Origin of the sequence: Delftia acidovorans SPH-1, from assembly GCF_000018665.1 — a bacterium.
Taxonomy (GTDB): domain Bacteria; phylum Pseudomonadota; class Gammaproteobacteria; order Burkholderiales; family Burkholderiaceae_C; genus Comamonas; species Comamonas acidovorans.
In genome coordinates, this window is the sequence record NC_010002.1 from 5,055,062 (window position 1) to 5,070,650 (window position 15,589).

15 protein-coding genes and 2 tRNA genes are annotated in these 15,589 nt (G+C 67.7%); 7 read left to right on the forward strand and 10 right to left on the reverse strand.

The genetic code is table 11. The annotated features are described in order from the left end of the window. Window positions 1–66 precede the first annotated feature (66 nt). The 3 genes from DACI_RS23120 to DACI_RS23130 form a co-directional block, all read right to left on the reverse strand. A complete protein-coding gene (locus DACI_RS23120; protein WP_012206395.1) occupies window positions 67–897 on the reverse strand; it encodes a MetQ/NlpA family ABC transporter substrate-binding protein in 831 nt (276 codons plus the stop codon). Window positions 898–959: 62 nt separating this feature from the next. Continuing rightward, the gene (locus tag DACI_RS23125; protein WP_012206396.1) at window positions 960–1,625 is read right to left on the reverse strand and encodes a methionine ABC transporter permease; all 666 of its coding nucleotides are present in this window, start codon (window positions 1,623–1,625) and stop codon (window positions 960–962) included. A gap of 67 nt (window positions 1,626–1,692) precedes the next feature. Beyond that, a complete protein-coding gene (locus DACI_RS23130) occupies window positions 1,693–2,574 on the reverse strand; it encodes a methionine ABC transporter ATP-binding protein (RefSeq protein ID WP_012206397.1) in 882 nt (293 codons plus the stop codon). Between the two features lie 386 nt (window positions 2,575–2,960). On the opposite strand from DACI_RS23130, the gene DACI_RS23135 reads away from it, so the two are divergent. The 6 genes from DACI_RS23135 (at window position 2,961) to DACI_RS23160 (ending at window position 8,415) form a co-directional block, all read left to right on the forward strand. After that, window positions 2,961–3,701, forward strand: coding sequence for an energy-coupling factor ABC transporter ATP-binding protein (locus DACI_RS23135; RefSeq protein WP_043782343.1), 741 nt, complete (start codon window positions 2,961–2,963; stop codon window positions 3,699–3,701). Window positions 3,702–3,718: 17 nt separating this feature from the next. Next, a complete protein-coding gene (locus tag DACI_RS23140; RefSeq protein ID WP_012206399.1) occupies window positions 3,719–4,312 on the forward strand; it encodes an energy-coupling factor transporter transmembrane component T family protein in 594 nt (197 codons plus the stop codon). Between the two features lie 70 nt (window positions 4,313–4,382). Then, the gene (locus DACI_RS23145) at window positions 4,383–4,976 is read left to right on the forward strand and encodes a biotin transporter BioY (protein ID WP_012206400.1); all 594 of its coding nucleotides are present in this window, start codon (window positions 4,383–4,385) and stop codon (window positions 4,974–4,976) included. Then, the gene (locus DACI_RS23150; protein WP_012206401.1) at window positions 4,969–6,489 is read left to right on the forward strand and encodes an AMP-binding protein; all 1,521 of its coding nucleotides are present in this window, start codon (window positions 4,969–4,971) and stop codon (window positions 6,487–6,489) included. Before DACI_RS23145 ends, DACI_RS23150 begins: the two co-directional genes overlap by 8 nt. Further along, window positions 6,486–7,685, forward strand: coding sequence for a thiolase family protein (locus DACI_RS23155; RefSeq protein WP_012206402.1), 1,200 nt, complete (start codon window positions 6,486–6,488; stop codon window positions 7,683–7,685). Before DACI_RS23150 ends, DACI_RS23155 begins: the two co-directional genes overlap by 4 nt. 4 nt (window positions 7,686–7,689) lie before the next feature. After that, entirely contained in the window at window positions 7,690–8,415 is a 726-nt protein-coding gene (locus DACI_RS23160) for a nitroreductase (protein ID WP_012206403.1), read from the forward strand. A 184-nt stretch (window positions 8,416–8,599) separates the two neighbouring features. Here the strand turns inward: DACI_RS23160 and DACI_RS23165 are convergent, their stop codons facing one another. The 4 genes from DACI_RS23165 to ydiJ form a co-directional block, all read right to left on the reverse strand. Next, the gene (locus tag DACI_RS23165) at window positions 8,600–9,418 is read right to left on the reverse strand and encodes a MetQ/NlpA family ABC transporter substrate-binding protein (RefSeq protein ID WP_012206404.1); all 819 of its coding nucleotides are present in this window, start codon (window positions 9,416–9,418) and stop codon (window positions 8,600–8,602) included. A gap of 134 nt (window positions 9,419–9,552) precedes the next feature. Beyond that, a complete protein-coding gene (locus tag DACI_RS23170) occupies window positions 9,553–9,903 on the reverse strand; it encodes a single-stranded DNA-binding protein (protein ID WP_012206405.1) in 351 nt (116 codons plus the stop codon). A gap of 244 nt (window positions 9,904–10,147) precedes the next feature. After that, window positions 10,148–10,224 (reverse strand) — tRNA-Pro (locus DACI_RS23175). Between the two features lie 107 nt (window positions 10,225–10,331). Then, window positions 10,332–13,385 (reverse strand): D-2-hydroxyglutarate dehydrogenase YdiJ, encoded by a 3,054-nt coding sequence (gene ydiJ, locus DACI_RS23180; protein ID WP_012206406.1) that lies wholly within the window; start codon window positions 13,383–13,385, stop codon window positions 10,332–10,334. Window positions 13,386–13,438: 53 nt separating this feature from the next. Here ydiJ and DACI_RS23185 point away from each other — a divergent pair, with 53 nt between their 5' ends. Then, window positions 13,439–14,437 carry a LysR substrate-binding domain-containing protein gene (locus DACI_RS23185; protein ID WP_012206407.1) on the forward strand — a complete coding sequence of 333 codons (999 nt, stop codon included), beginning with the start codon at window positions 13,439–13,441 and terminating at the stop codon, window positions 14,435–14,437. Between the two features lie 110 nt (window positions 14,438–14,547). Here DACI_RS23185 and DACI_RS23190 read toward each other — a convergent pair. The 3 genes from DACI_RS23190 to DACI_RS23200 form a co-directional block, all read right to left on the reverse strand. Next, window positions 14,548–14,624, reverse strand: a tRNA-Pro gene (locus tag DACI_RS23190). A gap of 30 nt (window positions 14,625–14,654) precedes the next feature. Continuing rightward, a complete protein-coding gene (locus tag DACI_RS23195; protein WP_012206408.1) occupies window positions 14,655–15,065 on the reverse strand; it encodes a MerR family transcriptional regulator in 411 nt (136 codons plus the stop codon). A 188-nt stretch (window positions 15,066–15,253) separates the two neighbouring features. Next, window positions 15,254–15,586, reverse strand: a complete 333-nt coding sequence (locus tag DACI_RS23200; protein WP_012206409.1) for an integration host factor subunit alpha — start codon at window positions 15,584–15,586, stop codon at window positions 15,254–15,256. Between the last annotated feature and the right edge of the window lie 3 nt (window positions 15,587–15,589).

Below are 15,589 nucleotides of genomic sequence, written 5' to 3' on the forward strand. Positions count from 1 at the left end.
CGGGCGGGAAAGAGGCGGGAGGGGCACCTCCCGCAAGCAGCCATTATGTGGCCGCCTTCAGCGGGCTCACTGTAGGAAAGAGGGCTTGGCGTAGCCCTGGAACTTGCTGTCCACCACGGCCTTGAATTCGGCGGAGCGGTAGACCTCGGCCAGGTCCTTGGCCCATGCCGTGCCCTGGTCCTTCTTCTTGATGGCCACCACGTTCAGGTAGTGGTCGGGGGTCTTTTCCAGCGAGACGGCCTCGGTCAGCTTCAGGCCCGAGGAGATGGCGAAGTTGCCGTTGATGATGGCGTACTCGGTGTCGCCCAGCGAACGCGGCAGCTGTGCGGCTTCCAGCGGGATGAACTTGAGCTTGCGCGGGTTCTCGGCCAGGTCCTTTTCGGACACGCGCAGCGGATCGATGCCGGGCTTGGCCTTGATCAGCCCGGCCTGCTCCAGCAGCACCAGCGCACGCGCCAGGTTGCTCGGGTCGTTGGGCAGGGTCACGCGGTCGCCTTCCTTGGCCTCGGCCAGGGTCTTGCGGGTCTTGGAATACACGCCCAGGGGGGCAATGGGGCCTTGCACCAGCTCCACCAGATCCAGCTTCTGGTCGGCCGCGAACTTCTGCAGGTAGACACGGTGCTGGAAGAAGTTGGCATCCAGCGAGCCCTGGGCCAGCGCCAGGTTGGGCTGCACGTAGTCGTTGAACTCGACCAGCTTGACCTGGTAGCCCTTCTTTTGCAGCAGCGGCACGATGCCCTGCTTGAGCTGGTCGATGTTGGAGCCTGCCGTGCCGCCGATCACCAGCTGCTTCTTGTCGGCCTGGGCGTGGGCGGGCAGCGCCAGCACGCTGACGGCGGCAAGGGCGGCGGCCGAGGCCAGCAGATGGCGGCGCACGAAGGAAAGGGATGCGGTCATGTCGGAATCCTTTTTTTGGGAGGGAGCGGGAAGAAAGAAGAAAGCGGGTCCGGACAGCGCGCTCAGCCGCGCTTGTCCAGGCGGCGGGCCGCCGTGTTGCCCACGAACTGGATGACCTGGACCATGGCCACGAGGATGGTCACGGTGAGCACCATCACATCGGTCTGGAAGCGGTAGTAGCCGTAGCGGATGGCCAGATCGCCAATGCCGCCGCCGCCCACCACGCCGGCAATGGCCGAGTACGACAGAAAGCTCACGGCCAGCACAGTCAGCGCCAGCACCAGGCCCGAGCGCGCCTCGACGATGAGCACGCGCCAGACGATCTGCAGTTCCGAGGCGCCCATGGCGTGCGCGGCCTCGATCACGCCGCGCGGCACATCGCGCAGGCACTGGTCCACCAGGCGTGCCAGGTACGGGATGGCCGCCACGGACAGCGGCACGGCCGCAGCCAGCGGGCCGATGGAGGTGCCAGCCAGCCAGCGCGTGAAGGGCACCAGCGCGACCAGCAAGATGATGAAGGGGAAGGACCGCACGGTGTTGACCGTCCAGTTCAGCACGGCGAAGGCCGGGCGGTTGTCCAGCGACTGGCCGGGGCCCAGCAGGAACAGCAGCACGCCCAGCGGGCCGCCAATGAGCACGGCGGCCGACAGGCCGATGCCCAGCATCAAAAGGGTCTGGCCCATGGCCAGCCACAGCTCGGGCAGGATTTCGACGATGTTTTCAGACATGGGAATGCGGAATCGAAAAGAAGAGGAAAACGGGACCGGGCGAAAAGCGGGAACGGGCGAAGGCCCGTCAGTGCTCGAAGCCACCCACGGCGCGCAGCACCACGGGGCGGGTGGCGCCGCGCTCGCGCAGGGCCTTGTCGGCACGCTCCACGCGCAGGGCCTCGAGTTCGCTGCCCAGCAGCGTGGCGCGCTGCGGCGCCTCGTAGGCACGGCCCTGCGGCAGGGCGGGCAGCGTGAAGCGTTCGGCCACCTGGCCCTGCTCGATGATGGCCACCTCGCTGCACAGCGCATCGACCACGGCCAGCTCGTGCGTGACGATGACGATGGTCACGCCCAGGCGGCTGTTGATGTCGGCCAGCGTGGCCAGGATGGAGCGCGTGGTCTCGCTGTCCAGCGCCGAGGTGGGCTCGTCGCACAGCAGCACCTGCGGGCGCGGCGCCAGGGCGCGCGCAATCGCCACGCGCTGCTTCTGGCCGCCCGACAGCTGGGCAGGATGGCTGGCCGCCTTGTCGGTCAGGCCCACGATGTCCAGGCACTCGCGCACGCGCTGCTCGATCTGGGCACGCGAATGGCCACCGTGGATGCGCAGCGGAAAGGCCACGTTCTCGAACACGGTGGCGTTCTGCAGCAGGTTGAACTGCTGAAAGATCATGCCGATGTTCTGGCGCGCCTCGCGCAGCGCGCGGCGGCCCAGGTCGGTCAGGCGCTGGCCTGCCACCACCACCTCGCCGCTGTCGGGACGCTCCAGAAGGTTGATCAGGCGCAGCAGCGTGGACTTGCCCGCACCACTCTTGCCGATCAGGCCGAAGACCGTGCCCTGGCCAATGTCCAGTGATACCGAACGCACGGCATCGAAGTGCTTGCCATCGGCTGTTACAAATTTCTTTTGCAGGTCGCGCAGGCGGATCAGCGCGTTTTCCGGGGCCAAATGGGCGGTCTGGACGGTCATGGAGTCTCGGTTCGGCAGTGAAAACGGTCCTGGGATCGGCAACGGCAGCCTTTGCACCGCCATCTCCAGGCAATGGCGCGCAATTTCCGGGCCCTGTGCTGAGGAGTTGGACGCAGTTGCAAGCCGATGGGCATGCGTTGTCTTGCGTCGTCGCCAAGCACAGGCGAATCCCCAGGATCTGCCGTCATTAGTGTTCTAACGAGTGTGTTGCAAAACGTTGTTCAAACAAAAGAATAAAAAATACGGTGCTTATATCGATTGCCGTCTTTCAAGCCTTGATGTACGGCCTGGACGGCATTGCTAGAATCCGCCCCCGACAGGCCTGTACAACGGCAAGATCCCTTGCGGTTGCGTGCATTACAGGTAAGTGCCCGCTTTCCTTTGCCATGCCCGAATCCTCCCGAACTGCCGACCGTCCTGCCAGCACCGCCAGCCTGCGCGTGGAAGCCGTGCGCCTGCGGCGCGGCATCACAACAGTCTTTGACGGCCTCGACCTGCGGCTGGACGAGCCGCGCGTGGGCCTCATCGGCGACAACGGCGCCGGCAAGACCAGCCTGTTCCGTCTGCTGTGCGGACTGGATGCGCCCGAGGCCGGGCGCGTGCTGCTGGACGGCACCGAACTGCACGAGGCCCGTGCACAGCGCCCGGGCCAGGTCGGGCTGATGTTCCAGAACCCCGACGACCAGATCATCTTCCCCACCGTGGAGGAAGAGCTGGCCCTGGGTCTGCGCCCTTCGGGCATCTCGCGGCGCGAGGCCACGGAACGCGCCCGTGCCCTGCTGGCCAGCCGCGGCCTGGCCGACTGGGCACCGCGCGCCGTGGCCGGGCTCAGCCAGGGCCAGCGCCAGCAGGTGTGCTGGCTGGCCCTGCTCATTGCCGCGCCGCGCGTGCTGCTGCTGGACGAGCCCTTCGCCAGCCTGGACCTGCCGGGCCAGGCGCGGCTGGCCCGGGACATCGCGGCTGCCGAGCAGCAGGTGCTGGTCTCCACCCATGTGCTGGACCACGTGCGCAGCTTTGGCCGCGTGCTCTGGCTGGAGCGCGGCAAAGTGCGCGCAGACGGCCCCGGCCACGGGGTCTGCGCAGCCTATGAAGCCGACGTGGCACGCCGGCTGCAAGCGCAGGACTGACGCAGGAGCCGGCCGCCATGGGAAGCCTCTACAGCGAATACACAAGCTGGCTCCATGCCTGGAGCGCGGGCCGCAAGCTGCTGCTCATGGCGCTGCTGGGAACGGGCCTGTTCCTCATCGATTCACCGTGGCTGCTGGCCCTGGCCGGCGCCGCCTGCGGGCTGCTGTGGCTGTCGCTGGGCCGCGCCACCGAGGGCGCACGGCGGCTCATGCTGTCGGTCACCGTGGCCGCCCTGCTGGTCGCCGCCTTCCATGTGTGGATGCAGCACTACGCCCTGGCCGCCGCCAGCGCGCTGCGCCTGGTCTGCGCCTCCACGCTGGGCATGGCGCTGACCGTGAGCACACGCCCCAGCGATCTGGTCGATGTGCTGGAGCGGCTGCTGGTGCCGCTGGAGCGCATCGGCATCTCCCCCGAACAGGTGGCCCTGCAACTGGCATTGATGCTGCGTTTCACAGAGCATTTCTTTGTGCAGTGGAAGCGCATGGACGATGCCCACCGGCTGCGCACGGGCCGCGCCGGCGGCCTGCGCCTGATTGCGCCGCTGACCATCCACATGCTGCAGGCCACTCGCCGCGTGTCCGATGCGCTGTGGGCGCGCCTGGGCCGCTGAGGCCTGCCCTGCCCCATTTCCCGACCGATCCATACGCAAGAGCCTCGCGAGAACCTTCCGAGAACCGTCCATGACCGCCCCCTCCACCGTCTCACGCGCCTCCGCGCGCTCCATGGCCCAGGTCTCGCTGTTTGCGGCGCTGATGGCGGTCATGGGCCTGATTCCCAAGATCGACCTGCCGCTGGGCGTGCCCATCACCATCCAGTCGCTGGGCGTGATGCTGGCTGGCGTGATGCTCGGCCCCTGGCGCGGCATGCAGTCCATGCTGCTGTTCCTCGCGGCCGTGGCCGTGGGCCTGCCCCTGCTGTCGGGCGGGCGCGGCGGCATTGCTGTCTTCATGGCGCCCTCGGCCGGCTACCTGCTGGGCTACCCGCTGGCGGCCTGCATTGCCGGCCTGGTCATGCGTGCGCTGCCCCAGGGCGCGCCCCGGCGCGCGGCGTTCAGCGCCTTTGCAGCCTCGGCGCTGGGCGGGCTGGTGGCCCTGCATGCCTTTGGCGTGCTGGGCCTCATGCTGATGGCCAAGCTCAGCCTGTCGCAGGCCTTCATGGCCACCTTGCTGTTCGTGCCCGGCGATCTGATCAAGTGCGTGCTGTGCGCCCTGGTGGTGCACACGGTGGCGCGCGGCATGCCGGACTGGCCGTTCGGAGGCCGCCAGCATGGTTGAGCCACTCGCGCCCCACCCGCTGGCCGCGCCGCTGCAGCACCCGTGGACCCTGGTCCATGGCCCGCTGGAGCATTGGGCCCGGCAGCGCCCCGATGCGCTGGCGCTGCAAAGCGAGGCGGGCCAATGGAGCTTTGCCGCGCTGCATGCCGCCGTGCTGCAGCGCTCGGCCGCGCTGGTGGCCGGCCAGGCGCCAGAGATGCTGCTGCTGGACACGGGCGGCAGCGCCAGCACCGTGGATGCCATCGTCGAATTCCTCGCCATCCTGCACAGCGGCCGCTGCGCCGCCGTGGCCGACCCTGATTGGCCCGAGGCCGTGCGCCAGCGCATCGAAGGCTGGCTTCCCACCGCGCCCAGCCCGCTGGCCGAGGCCACCGCCACCGGCGCCTTCTACACCGGCTTCACCTCGGGCAGCACCGGGCTGCCCAAGGGCTTCATGCGCCACCACCGTTCGTGGACAGAGAGCTTTCGCGTCTGCCTCGAGGACTTCGGCGCCGTGGCCGCGCAGCGCACCATGGCGCCCGGGCGCATCTCGCATTCGCTGTTCCTGTTCGGCGTGATGCAGGGCCTGTGGTGCGGCGAAGGCGCCGTGGTGCAGGAGCGGTTCTCGGCGGCGCGCTGCCTGGCCTCGCTGGCGCGCGGCGAAGCCCCCTGCCTGGTCGCCGTGCCCAGCCAATTGCTGCTGATGCTGCAGTGGGCCGCACACCGCGCACTGGCGCCCATCCCCGAGGTGGAGCTGATCATGATCAGCGGCGCGCGCTGGATGCGCGCCCAGACCCTGGCCCTGCGCGCGCTGTTTCCGCGCGCACGCATCATCGAGTTCTACGGCGCCTCGGAAGCGAGCTTCATCGCCTGGATGGAGGCCGACGAACAGGCCCCGCCCCAGGCCGTGGGCCGGCCCTTCAGCAATGTGCAGTTGCAGATCCGCCCCGCCACGCAGCAGCCCGGCGACCAGCCCCTGCAGCCGGGCGAGGACGGCCTGATCTACATGCGCAGCCCCATGCTGTTCATGGACTATGTGGGCGAGGCGCGCGATGGCACGGCCGCGCTGCGCGATGGCGAATGGCTGTCCGTGCGCGACATGGGCCATATCGATGCCGGCGGCCAGCTGTGCCTGGCCGGACGCCAGAGCCGCATGCTCGTCACCCAAGGCAAGAACCTGTTCCCCGAGGAAGTCGAGACCCTGCTGGCCGCGCACCCGGGCGTGGCCCAGGTCTCCATCCAGGGCCTGCCCGACGCGCTGCGCGGCATGCAGGTGCACGCCGTCGTGCAATGGCACGGCGCCGCGCCCGCAGGCTCCGCACAGGCGCTGGCGGCCTGGCTGCGCGAGCGGCTGGAAAGCTACAAGCTGCCGCGCCAATGGTGGAGCTGCACCGACTGGCCGCAGACCGCCAGCGGCAAGACCGACCATGGCCGGCTGGCGCGCGCGCTGGCGGCCACTGCCACCGCCACGGACACGGACACGGACACTGGCCAGCCACTGCCCGGCGAACCCGCGCTGCTGACCCTGCCATGAACCCGCAAGACGCCCCCGTCATCCTGGCCTGGGCGCGCAGCCCCGTCGCCCCCGTGGGCGGTGCGCTGCGCGAGCTTGCGGCGCACGAACTGGGCGCGCCCGTGCTCCAGGCCCTGCTGGCCCGGGCCGGCCTGCCTGCCCGGGCCGTGGATGCCGTGGTCTTAGGCAACGCCCTGGGCGCAGGCGGCAACCCGGCCCGCATGCTGGCCCTGGCGGCAGGCTTGCCCGAGCGCTGCGCGGCCCACAGCGTGGACACCCAATGCTGCTCGGGCCTGGACAGCGTGGCCCTGGCTGCAGGCCTGCTGATGTCGGGCCAGGCCAGCATTGTGGTGGCCGGTGGTGCCGAGGCCTGGAGCCGTGCCCCCATCCGCCAGACACGCCCGCGCCATGCAGACGAGTTGCCCGTCACCTATGACCGCCCCGCCTTCGCTCCCGACCCCGCACGCGACCCGGACCTGCTGCAATCGGCCGCCGACCACGCGCTGGCCCATGGCATCACCCGCGCCGTTCAGGAGGCCCATGCCATCCACAGCCACGCGCTGGCGCTCGCGCACCGCGACCGGCTGGCCCAAGAGATCGTGCCCATGGCGGGGCTGGACCACGACGCCTATCCGCGCGCCTTGAACCCGGCCCGCGTTGCCCGCATGCCCGTGGTGGCCGAAGCGGCTGGCGCCGTTGACGCCCATGCACGCCAGCGCCATGCACTGAGCACACCCGCCATCTCGCCCAAGGCCGATGGTGCCGCCCTGGTGCTGCTGGCCACGCCGCAGGCTTGCGCACGCCTGGGCCTGCAGCCACGCGCCCGATGGATTGCCAGTGCCTCGCTGGGCCATGCGCCTGAAACACCACTGGTCGCCGCCGCACTGGCGGCCCAGCAGGTGCTGGAGCGTGCAGCCGCAGCGCTGCAGCGGCCTTGCCTGACTGCGCCAGAGCTCCAGGCTGTGGAGCTGCACGATGCCTTCGCCGTGCAGGCCCTGGCCTTTGCCGAAACCCTGGGCCTGCCGCTGCAGCAGCTCAACACCGGCGGCGGTGGCCTGGCGCGCGGCCATCCCATAGGCGCATCGGGCGCGGTTGCGCTGGTGCGCATGCTCTCAGACCTGCACCGCACGCCAGCAGCCCACAGACCGGCTCTGGGCCTGGCCGCCATTGCAGGGGCGGGCGGCATAGGCGCGGCCTGCCTGGTGCAGGCGCTTTGAATCCATGGACTCCGCATTTCCCATGTCCGCCAATCCACCGTCCGACACCCTTCCCTTTGGCGATGCGCATGAGGCCCTGGTGCACGCGCGCCGCTCCGTGCGCGCCTACCGGCCCGATCCCGTGCCGGACGCGCTGCTGCACCAGTTGCTGCAATCGGCCCGCCGCGCGCCCAGCGGCGGCAACCTGCAGCCCGGCCAGTTCACCCAGGTGCGTGGCAGCCTGCGCGACGCACTCACACAGGCGCTGCTGGCCGACTGGCAAGGCGGAGCACCTGAGCGCGAGGACTACGGCTACTTCCCCCGCCCCATGCCCATGGCGCTGCGCAAGCGCCAGGTGGCGTCGGCCCAGGCCCTGTACAGCGCCCTGGGCGTGGCCCGCGAGGACCGCGCCGGGCGCGACGCCCAATTCGGCCGCAACTACCGCTTCTTCGATGCGCCCGTGGCCCTGGTCGTGAGCATTGACGCCCGCTTCGGCGCAGGCGGCTACATGGACCTGGGCATGACCCTGTATGGCCTGCAAATGGCCGCAGCCGCCCAGGGCCTGGGCAGCTGCGCCATCGGCGCCCTGGCCTCCTACCCCGACACCGTGCGCCGCGTGCTCGACCTGCCGCCCGGCGAGCACATCGTCTGCGGCCTGGCCCTGGGCTGGCCCGACGAGGCCGCCCCCGTCAACCGCACCCAGACCACCCGCGCACCGCTGGGCGAATATTTCAAAGTGCTGGGGGAATGAAAAAAAGCTGCCAATGGCAGCTTTTGCAATTCAGCCCTCGCTCGCACTGAACACGGCGACCGAAACCGGCGCAACCCAAAGCGAGGGACACCGAGCAAGGGCCGCCCCGAAGTGACGGTGTCGTCCCCCTCCCGCGAAGCGAGAGAGGGGGAAGCGGCGTCAGCCGCTCAGGGGGTGCTTCCTATCAAAATGCAGGAATCACCGATCCCTTGAACTGCACATCGATGAACTGGCGCACTTCATCGGAGTGGTAGGCCTTGATCAGCTGCGCCACCCAGGGCTTGCCCTTGTCAGCATCGCGCGCGACCAGGATGTTCACATAGGGGTTCTTGGCGTTTTCCTGCGCAATGGCATCGGTCTTGGGGTTCAGGCCTGCCGAGATCGCGAAGTTGGTGTTGATGGCCGAGGCGTCCAGGTCATCCAGCGAGCGTGGCAGCTGGGCTGCGTCCAGCTCCACGAAGCGCAGCTTCTTGGGGTTGGAGACCACGTCCAGCGGCGTGGCCTTCAGGCCCGCGCTTTCCTTGAGCTTGATCAGGCCCTGAGCCTGCAGCAGCAGCAGCACGCGGCCACCGTTGGTGGGGTCGTTGGGGATGCCGAACTTGGCGCCCTGGGGCAGGTCGGCCAGCTGCTTGATCTTCTTGGAATAGATGCCGATGGGGAAATTCACCGTGTCGGCCACCCAGCCGATCTTGTAGCCGCGGTCGCGCACCTGGGCGTCGAGGTAGGGGCGGTGCTGGTAGCTGTTGGCGTCCAGGTCACCGGCAGACAGCGCGGCATTGGGCTGCACGTAGTCGCCGAATTCCACGATCTGGATCTTCAGGCCGTTCTTCTCGGCGACCTTCTTGACCTGCTCCATGATCTGGGCGTGCGGGCCGGCCGTGACGCCGACCTTGATGGGCTTGTCCTGCGCCTGCGCGGGCATGGCCAGCAGGGTCATGGCGGCGGTGCTGGCAATCGCGGCGGCCGTGAGCGTGCGGCGGAGGAAATGGCGCTTGGTGGGCATGGATGCGGTTCCTTGTAACCTGTCAAAAACACAGGCGCACACTGTAGCGCCAACACAGCGCGCGGCGGCCGTACCGGCACACTGCGGCTAGACAGTTTTTTCAGTAGCTCACAACCGGCGCCGCAGCGCGGACGTCAGCGGTCCTGGAACTCGGGCGTTGCCATGACCTGGTGGGCCACGACATCCAGTACGGGATGGGGTTGCTCCTGGCGGTCTATCCAGACCTTGGGCGTGAAGCTGCCACGCAGCGCCACGGCATCGCCTTCGATCAGATTGCGCAGCACCTCGCAGGCCTGGGCATCGAATGCAACCACGTTGACCGGGATGGAGGTGCCATCGGATGCCTCGGAACGCACGCGGGCCACCATGAAGGGGCGCCGATTGCGGTCGCTGCGGTGTTCGGGCGTACCGGTGAGTCTGCCGGTAATCAGTCCATCCATCATGTGCGAGACCAGGAAGAAATCGTCAGTTACAAAAGACGCCATTGTAGGTGCAGGTTTTACGTGCCCAGACCGGGACGCGCATCTTCGCGGTGCATGGACTTTTCATGCGCTGGCTGCCCTCGCCATCCGTGATGGACCTGCCTGGCGAAGCTGAACTTGCACTTGCACTTGCACTTGCACTTGCTCTTCGCGGCAAGGCGCCATCGCGCGCAAAATCGAAAGCGCGAAAAAAAACGAACGTACAAAGCAAAAAGCTCCTGACGTTTCCGTCAGGAGCTTTGCGTTTTGGTCGGCGTGGCGGGATTCGAACTCGCGACCCCTTGCACCCCATGCAAGTGCGCTACCAGGCTGCGCTACACGCCGAAGCATTGAATTATAGGGACTAAAAACAGGCCTTCAGGGAAAACGCAGAGATTTTTCAAAAATGTCTGCAAATTCCTGAAATGGCGACGATCAGCCCCCGCATCTTCTCACCCCTGATGCGTGGCGCGCACGTGGTCCAGCAAGGCCTCCAACGGATGGCGCACCTGGCGTGCAGACAGTCGCTTGACCTGGCTGCGGCAGGAGTAGCCGGTGGCCAGCGGCTCGCCCAGGTTCTGCTTGCTCTCGATCTGTTTCTCCCATGACTGGGCATAGATGGTCTTGGAGGTTTCGAGGTTGCGCGCCTCATGCCCGTAGGTGCCCGACATGCCGCAGCAGCCCGTGGCCTCCACGCTCAGGCGCAGCCCCCGCCGCTCGAAAAGCTGCGTCCACTGCTTGCCGCTGTCAGGCGCGTTGGTCTTTTCAGTGCAGTGCGGCAGCAGCCGGTAGGCCACGCTGGCCACGCTGGTCACTGCCTCGGGCAGCACCTGAAGCAGCCACTCCTGGGGCAGCGCGACCTTTGGCACCTCGCCCATGCCCGGCACCTTGAGGTATTCCTGCCGATAGGCCAGCGTCATGGCCGGATCCAGCCCCACCAGCGCAACGCCGGACTGCGCCAGTTGCGCCAGCTGCGCGGCATTGCGGATGGCGGCCCTGGCAAAGGCGCCCATGAATCCCTGCACATGCAGCGGCTTGCCATTGGGCAGCAGCGGCGCCAGCCAGACCTGGAATCCCAGGCGCGCCGCCAGCTCGATCAGCACCTGCAGCTGGCCGGTCTCGAAGTAGCGGGTAAAGCTGTCCTGCACGATGACCACGCTGCGTGCGCGCTGCTCGGGCGTGAGCGCAGCCAGCGCCTGGGCATCGGCCGCGCGCACCTTCCATTGCCGCAAGGTGGCTGCCAGGTCCAGCCGGCTCAGCAGCGGGCCATCGACCATGCCGATGCGACGGCTGAGCACATCGCGCATCCATGGCGAGCCCATCACCCCGTTGTAGAGCGCGGGCATGCGCGCCAGCCACGGCATGGTGAACTCCAGCGAGCCGATCAGGTAGTCGCGCACGGGCCGCAGGTAGCGGCGGTGGTACAGCTCCAGAAAGCGCGAGCGGAATTCGGGCACGTTGACCTTGACGGGACACTGCCCGGCGCAGGACTTGCAGGCCAGGCAGCCGGCCATGGCGTCATAGACCTCGTGCGAGAAATCGGCCTCGCCGCGGCGCGCCGCGCGGCTGTTGCGCCAGCGCGCGGCCAGGCTGGACAGGAAGGGCTGGGGCCGCTGCGCGACCTCCAGCACGTTCACGCCGGCCTGCCCCTGCAGGCGCAGCCATTCGCGCATCAGCGAGGCCCGGCCCTTGGGCGAATGCACGCGCTGGCGCGTGGCCTTCCAGGAAGGGCACATGGCGTCGTCCGGGTCGAAGTTGTAGCAGGCGCCATTGCCGTTGCAGTGCATGGCCGCGCCATAGCTTTGCCATACGCGCTCGTCGATCTGCCGGTCCAGCTCGCCGCGCGTGGTGACGCCGTCCACCTTGAGCAGCAAGGTCTTGCTGGCCGGCGGCGTGGCGATCTTGCCGGGGTTGAGCTGGTTGTGCGGGTCGAAGGCGGCCTTGAGCTGCTGCAGCGAGGGATACAGCTCGCCGAAGAAGGCCGGCACATATTCGGAGCGCAGGCCCTTGCCGTGCTCGCCCCACAGCAGGCCGCCATGGCGCTGCGTGAGTTCGGCCACCGCGTCGGAGATGGGGCGCACCAGGGCGGCGTCCACGGGGTTCTTCATGTCCAGGATGGGGCGCACATGCAGCACGCCGGCATCGACGTGGCCGAACATGCCGTATTGCAGGCCATGGCTGTCCAGCAGCGCGCGGAACTCGGCAATGAACTCGGGCAGGTTCTCGGGCGGCACGGCCGTGTCTTCGACAAAGGGCTGGGGCCGCGCCTCGCCCGCCACGTTGCCCAGCAGGCCCACGGCGCGCTTGCGCATGGCATAGACGCGGTGGACCGCAGCATTGCCTGCCGCCAGCGTGTGGCCCAGCCGCTCCACCGAGGCGTCGGCGCCCAGGTGGCCGAGGAAGGCCTGCACGCGGCCATCGACCTCCTGCGGATCGTCGCCGCTGAATTCCACCAGGTTGATGCCCAGCGTAGGGCGCTGGCCGTCCTGCGGAAAGTACTCGGCCACGCTGCTCCAGACGAAGTCCTTCATGGCCAGCAGCAGTACCTTGGAATCCACCGTCTCAATGGACAGCGGCCGGTGCGCCATCAGCGCGCGCGCATCGCGCAGCGCATCCATAAAGCCCGCATAGCGCACGTTGACCAGCACCGAATAGCGGGGAATGGGCAGCACGTTGAGCCGCGCCTCCACAACGAAGCCCAGCGAGCCTTCGGCGCCGCACAGCACGCTGTTGAGGTTGAAGCGCCCGTCACCTTCGCGCAGATGGGCCAGGTCATAGCCAGTGAGGCAGCGGTTGAGTTTGGGGAATCTGGCCTCGATCAACTCCGCCTGATCCTCGCTGATGCGCCGCGCCGTGCGGTGCACCTTGCCGATGCGGCCCGAATCGGCGCACATGCGCTCCAGCGCCTCGGCATCCAGCGGCGCGCTGTGCAGGCGCTCGCCGCCGAGCAGCACGAAGTCCAGCGCCAGCACGTGGTCGCGCGTCTTGCCATAGGTGCAGCTGCCCTGCCCGCTGGCATCGGTGTTGATCATGCCGCCGATGGTGGCGCGGTTGGAGGTGGACAGCTCGGGGGCAAAGAACAGCCCGTATGGCTTGAGCGCGGCGTTGAGCTGGTCCTTGACCACGCCGGCCTGCACGCGCACCCAGCGCTGCTCGGCATTGATTTCGAGGATGCCGTTCATGTGCCGCGACAAGTCCATGGTCACGCCATGCGTGAGCGACTGCCCGTTCGTGCCCGTGCCGCCGCCGCGCGGTGTCAGCACCACATCGCGGAACTCAGGCCGCGCCAGCACCTGCGCCGCCCTGGCCACATCCTCGGAGTGACGCGGGTAGATGGCCGCCTGCGGCATGCGCTGGTAGATGGAGTTGTCCGTGGCCAGCACGGTGCGGCTGGCATGGTCCGTGTCCACGTCGCCCTCGAAGCCGGTGGCCTTCAACGCTTCAAGAAACTCAAGGTATTGGGCAGGCACGGGGGCGCTGGCGTGGGGCAGTGGGGCAATCGACATGGAAGGCAAGGTGGGGAGATTTGTTGCAGGCGATCAGCCCAGGAAACCCATGCATGCAATACACGATTTCAGGCCGACCATGGCCGCAAGTATCTCTACACTCTTCCTCTGGAACAAACGAAAATTGCTGCCGCAAACACTGCATAAAACTCATGAATTACCGACGTCTGACGCCCTCCATGTCCCTGCTGCTGGTCTTCGAGGCGGCCGCGCGCCACGAAAGCTATGCGCGTGCGGCCGAGGAGCTGTCGCTCAGCCAGAGCGCCATCAGCCGGCAGGTGCAGACACTGGAGGCGCAGCTGGGCATCAGCCTGTTCCGCCGCGAGGGCCGCACGGTGCGCCTGACCGACGTGGGGCGCCGCTACTTCATCGACCTGGGCGCCGCGCTGGGCCGCATACGCAGCGCCACCCTGCAGGCCATGTCACGCCAGTCCGGCGGTGGCACGCTCAATCTGGCCACCCTGCCCACCTTCGGCTCCAAATGGCTGCTGCCGCATCTGCATGGCTTCTACCAGGCGCAGCCCGGGGTGACGATGCACATCCACTCGCGCATCGGCGATATCGATTTCGACAGCGCAGAGATAGACGCCGCCATCACCGTCGGCACGGGAGACCGGCCCGGGCTGACCGCGCATCGCCTGTATCACGAGTTTCTGGTGGCGGTGGCCAGCCCGCAGGCGCTGCAGCAGGCCGGGCAGGCAGCAGCCTCGCCGGACTGGGCGGGCCAACAGGTGCTGCTCACGGTGGCCAGCAACCGGCAGGCCTGGAGCGAGTGGTTCACGCACTATCGGCTCGATCACCGGCAGATGCGGATAGGGCCGAGCTTCGAGCTGACCTCGCACCTGATACAGGCCGTGCTGGCAGGCATGGGCGTGGGCCTGGTGCCACGGGTGCTGGTGGAAGAGGAGATGGCGCGCGGTGAGCTGCACGTGGTGGGAGACGCCATCCCCAGCCAGCGCAGCTACTACCTGGTCTATCCCGAGAGGAACGCGACACTGCCGGCGCTGGCAGCCTTCCGGCAATGGCTGCTTGCAACCTGCGCCCAGGGTTGATTCCTGCGCAACGGCCGCTCCCCTTCAGCGGTTGGTAGCGGTTGGTAGCGGTTGGCGATGGCACAAAGAAAAACGGACCACAGCCAGAAGCTGTGGTCCGTATTCATTTATGGTCGGCGTGGCGGGATTCGAACTCGCGACCCCTTGCACCCCATGCAAGTGCGCTACCAGGCTGCGCTACACGCCGAAGAATTCAATTATATACAGCTTTTTGCTCTCAAATAGAAAGCAGCGCACGAATCTGCAAAAGCTCCTCGCGCACAGCCTCCGGCTCCAGCGGAACGCTGGCCGCGGCATCGCCGCCGAGCAGCGGCGCGGCAGCCGGCGCCGACACCACGGCACCGGCCTGCAGCGCGGGAACCACGGCAGACCCCGAGGCTTCGCGCAGGCGGTTGCGCGCGCCGTTGATGGTGAAGCCCTGCTCGTAGAGCAGCTCACGGATGCGCCGGATCATCAGCACTTCGTGGTGCTGGTAGTAGCGGCGGTTGCCGCGCCGCTTCATGGGACGCAGCTGCGTGAACTCCTGCTCCCAATAGCGCAGCACATGCGGCTTGACGTCGCACAGATCCGCTACCTCACCGATGGTGAAGTAGCGCTTGGCGGGAATCTGGGGCAGAAGTGAAGCCATGGCAAATGTGGATGAGGTCAGGATGTGCAATGCCGCTGGTGCGCGGACGCCGATCCGGGAAGAAGGCCGAGCCTACTGCACAGCTCGCTTGCAGGCCAGCACCCTGTCGTAAAAACAGCCCATCCACCGCAAGGCAGACAGGCTGACGACAGCTGGGCCACGGCAAGCCGGGCCCCGGGGACGACCCTTCAGGACGCGGAACCCGTCGTGCCTTCCTGGATCTGCTCCTTGAGCTTGCTGCTCGCATGGAAGGTCACGACGCGGCGTGCCTCGATCGGAATGGCCTCGCCAGTGCGCGGGTTGCGCCCCGGACGCGGCGCCTTGGTGCGGATCTGGAAGTTGCCGAAGCCCGACAGCTTCACATCCTCGCCCGTCACCAGGCTTTGCGAGATCAGCTCGAAGAACGCATCCACCATTTCCTTGGATTCGCGCTTGTTCAGGCCGATCTCGTCGAACAGCAGGTCCGCCAGCTGCGCCTTGGTCAGCGCGGGCGAATCAAGACTTTCCACCGTCAGTTCCATCAC

Excerpts from the sequence above, each read along its gene's own strand:
- DACI_RS23155 (WP_012206402.1), top strand. The coding sequence starts at position 6,486 with ATGAACCCGCAAGACGCCCCCGTCATCCTGGCCTGGGCGCGCAGCCCC.
- DACI_RS23150 (WP_012206401.1), top strand. The coding sequence starts at position 4,969 with ATGGTTGAGCCACTCGCGCCCCACCCGCTGGCCGCGCCGCTGCAGCAC.
- DACI_RS23160 (WP_012206403.1), top strand. The coding sequence starts at position 7,690 with ATGGACTCCGCATTTCCCATGTCCGCCAATCCACCGTCCGACACCCTT.
- DACI_RS23165 (WP_012206404.1), bottom strand. The coding sequence starts at position 9,418 with ATGCCCACCAAGCGCCATTTCCTCCGCCGCACGCTCACGGCCGCCGCG.
- DACI_RS23140 (WP_012206399.1), top strand. The coding sequence starts at position 3,719 with ATGGGAAGCCTCTACAGCGAATACACAAGCTGGCTCCATGCCTGGAGC.
- DACI_RS23185 (WP_012206407.1), top strand. The coding sequence starts at position 13,439 with ATGCAATACACGATTTCAGGCCGACCATGGCCGCAAGTATCTCTACAC.
- DACI_RS23125 (WP_012206396.1), bottom strand. The coding sequence starts at position 1,625 with ATGTCTGAAAACATCGTCGAAATCCTGCCCGAGCTGTGGCTGGCCATG.
- DACI_RS23130 (WP_012206397.1), bottom strand. The coding sequence starts at position 2,574 with ATGACCGTCCAGACCGCCCATTTGGCCCCGGAAAACGCGCTGATCCGC.
- DACI_RS23135 (WP_043782343.1), top strand. The coding sequence starts at position 2,961 with ATGCCCGAATCCTCCCGAACTGCCGACCGTCCTGCCAGCACCGCCAGC.
- DACI_RS23195 (WP_012206408.1), bottom strand. The coding sequence starts at position 15,065 with ATGGCTTCACTTCTGCCCCAGATTCCCGCCAAGCGCTACTTCACCATC.
- ydiJ (WP_012206406.1), bottom strand. The coding sequence starts at position 13,385 with ATGTCGATTGCCCCACTGCCCCACGCCAGCGCCCCCGTGCCTGCCCAA.
- DACI_RS23200 (WP_012206409.1), bottom strand. The coding sequence starts at position 15,586 with ATGGAACTGACGGTGGAAAGTCTTGATTCGCCCGCGCTGACCAAGGCG.
- DACI_RS23170 (WP_012206405.1), bottom strand. The coding sequence starts at position 9,903 with ATGGCGTCTTTTGTAACTGACGATTTCTTCCTGGTCTCGCACATGATG.
- DACI_RS23120 (WP_012206395.1), bottom strand. The coding sequence starts at position 897 with ATGACCGCATCCCTTTCCTTCGTGCGCCGCCATCTGCTGGCCTCGGCC.
- DACI_RS23145 (WP_012206400.1), top strand. The coding sequence starts at position 4,383 with ATGACCGCCCCCTCCACCGTCTCACGCGCCTCCGCGCGCTCCATGGCC.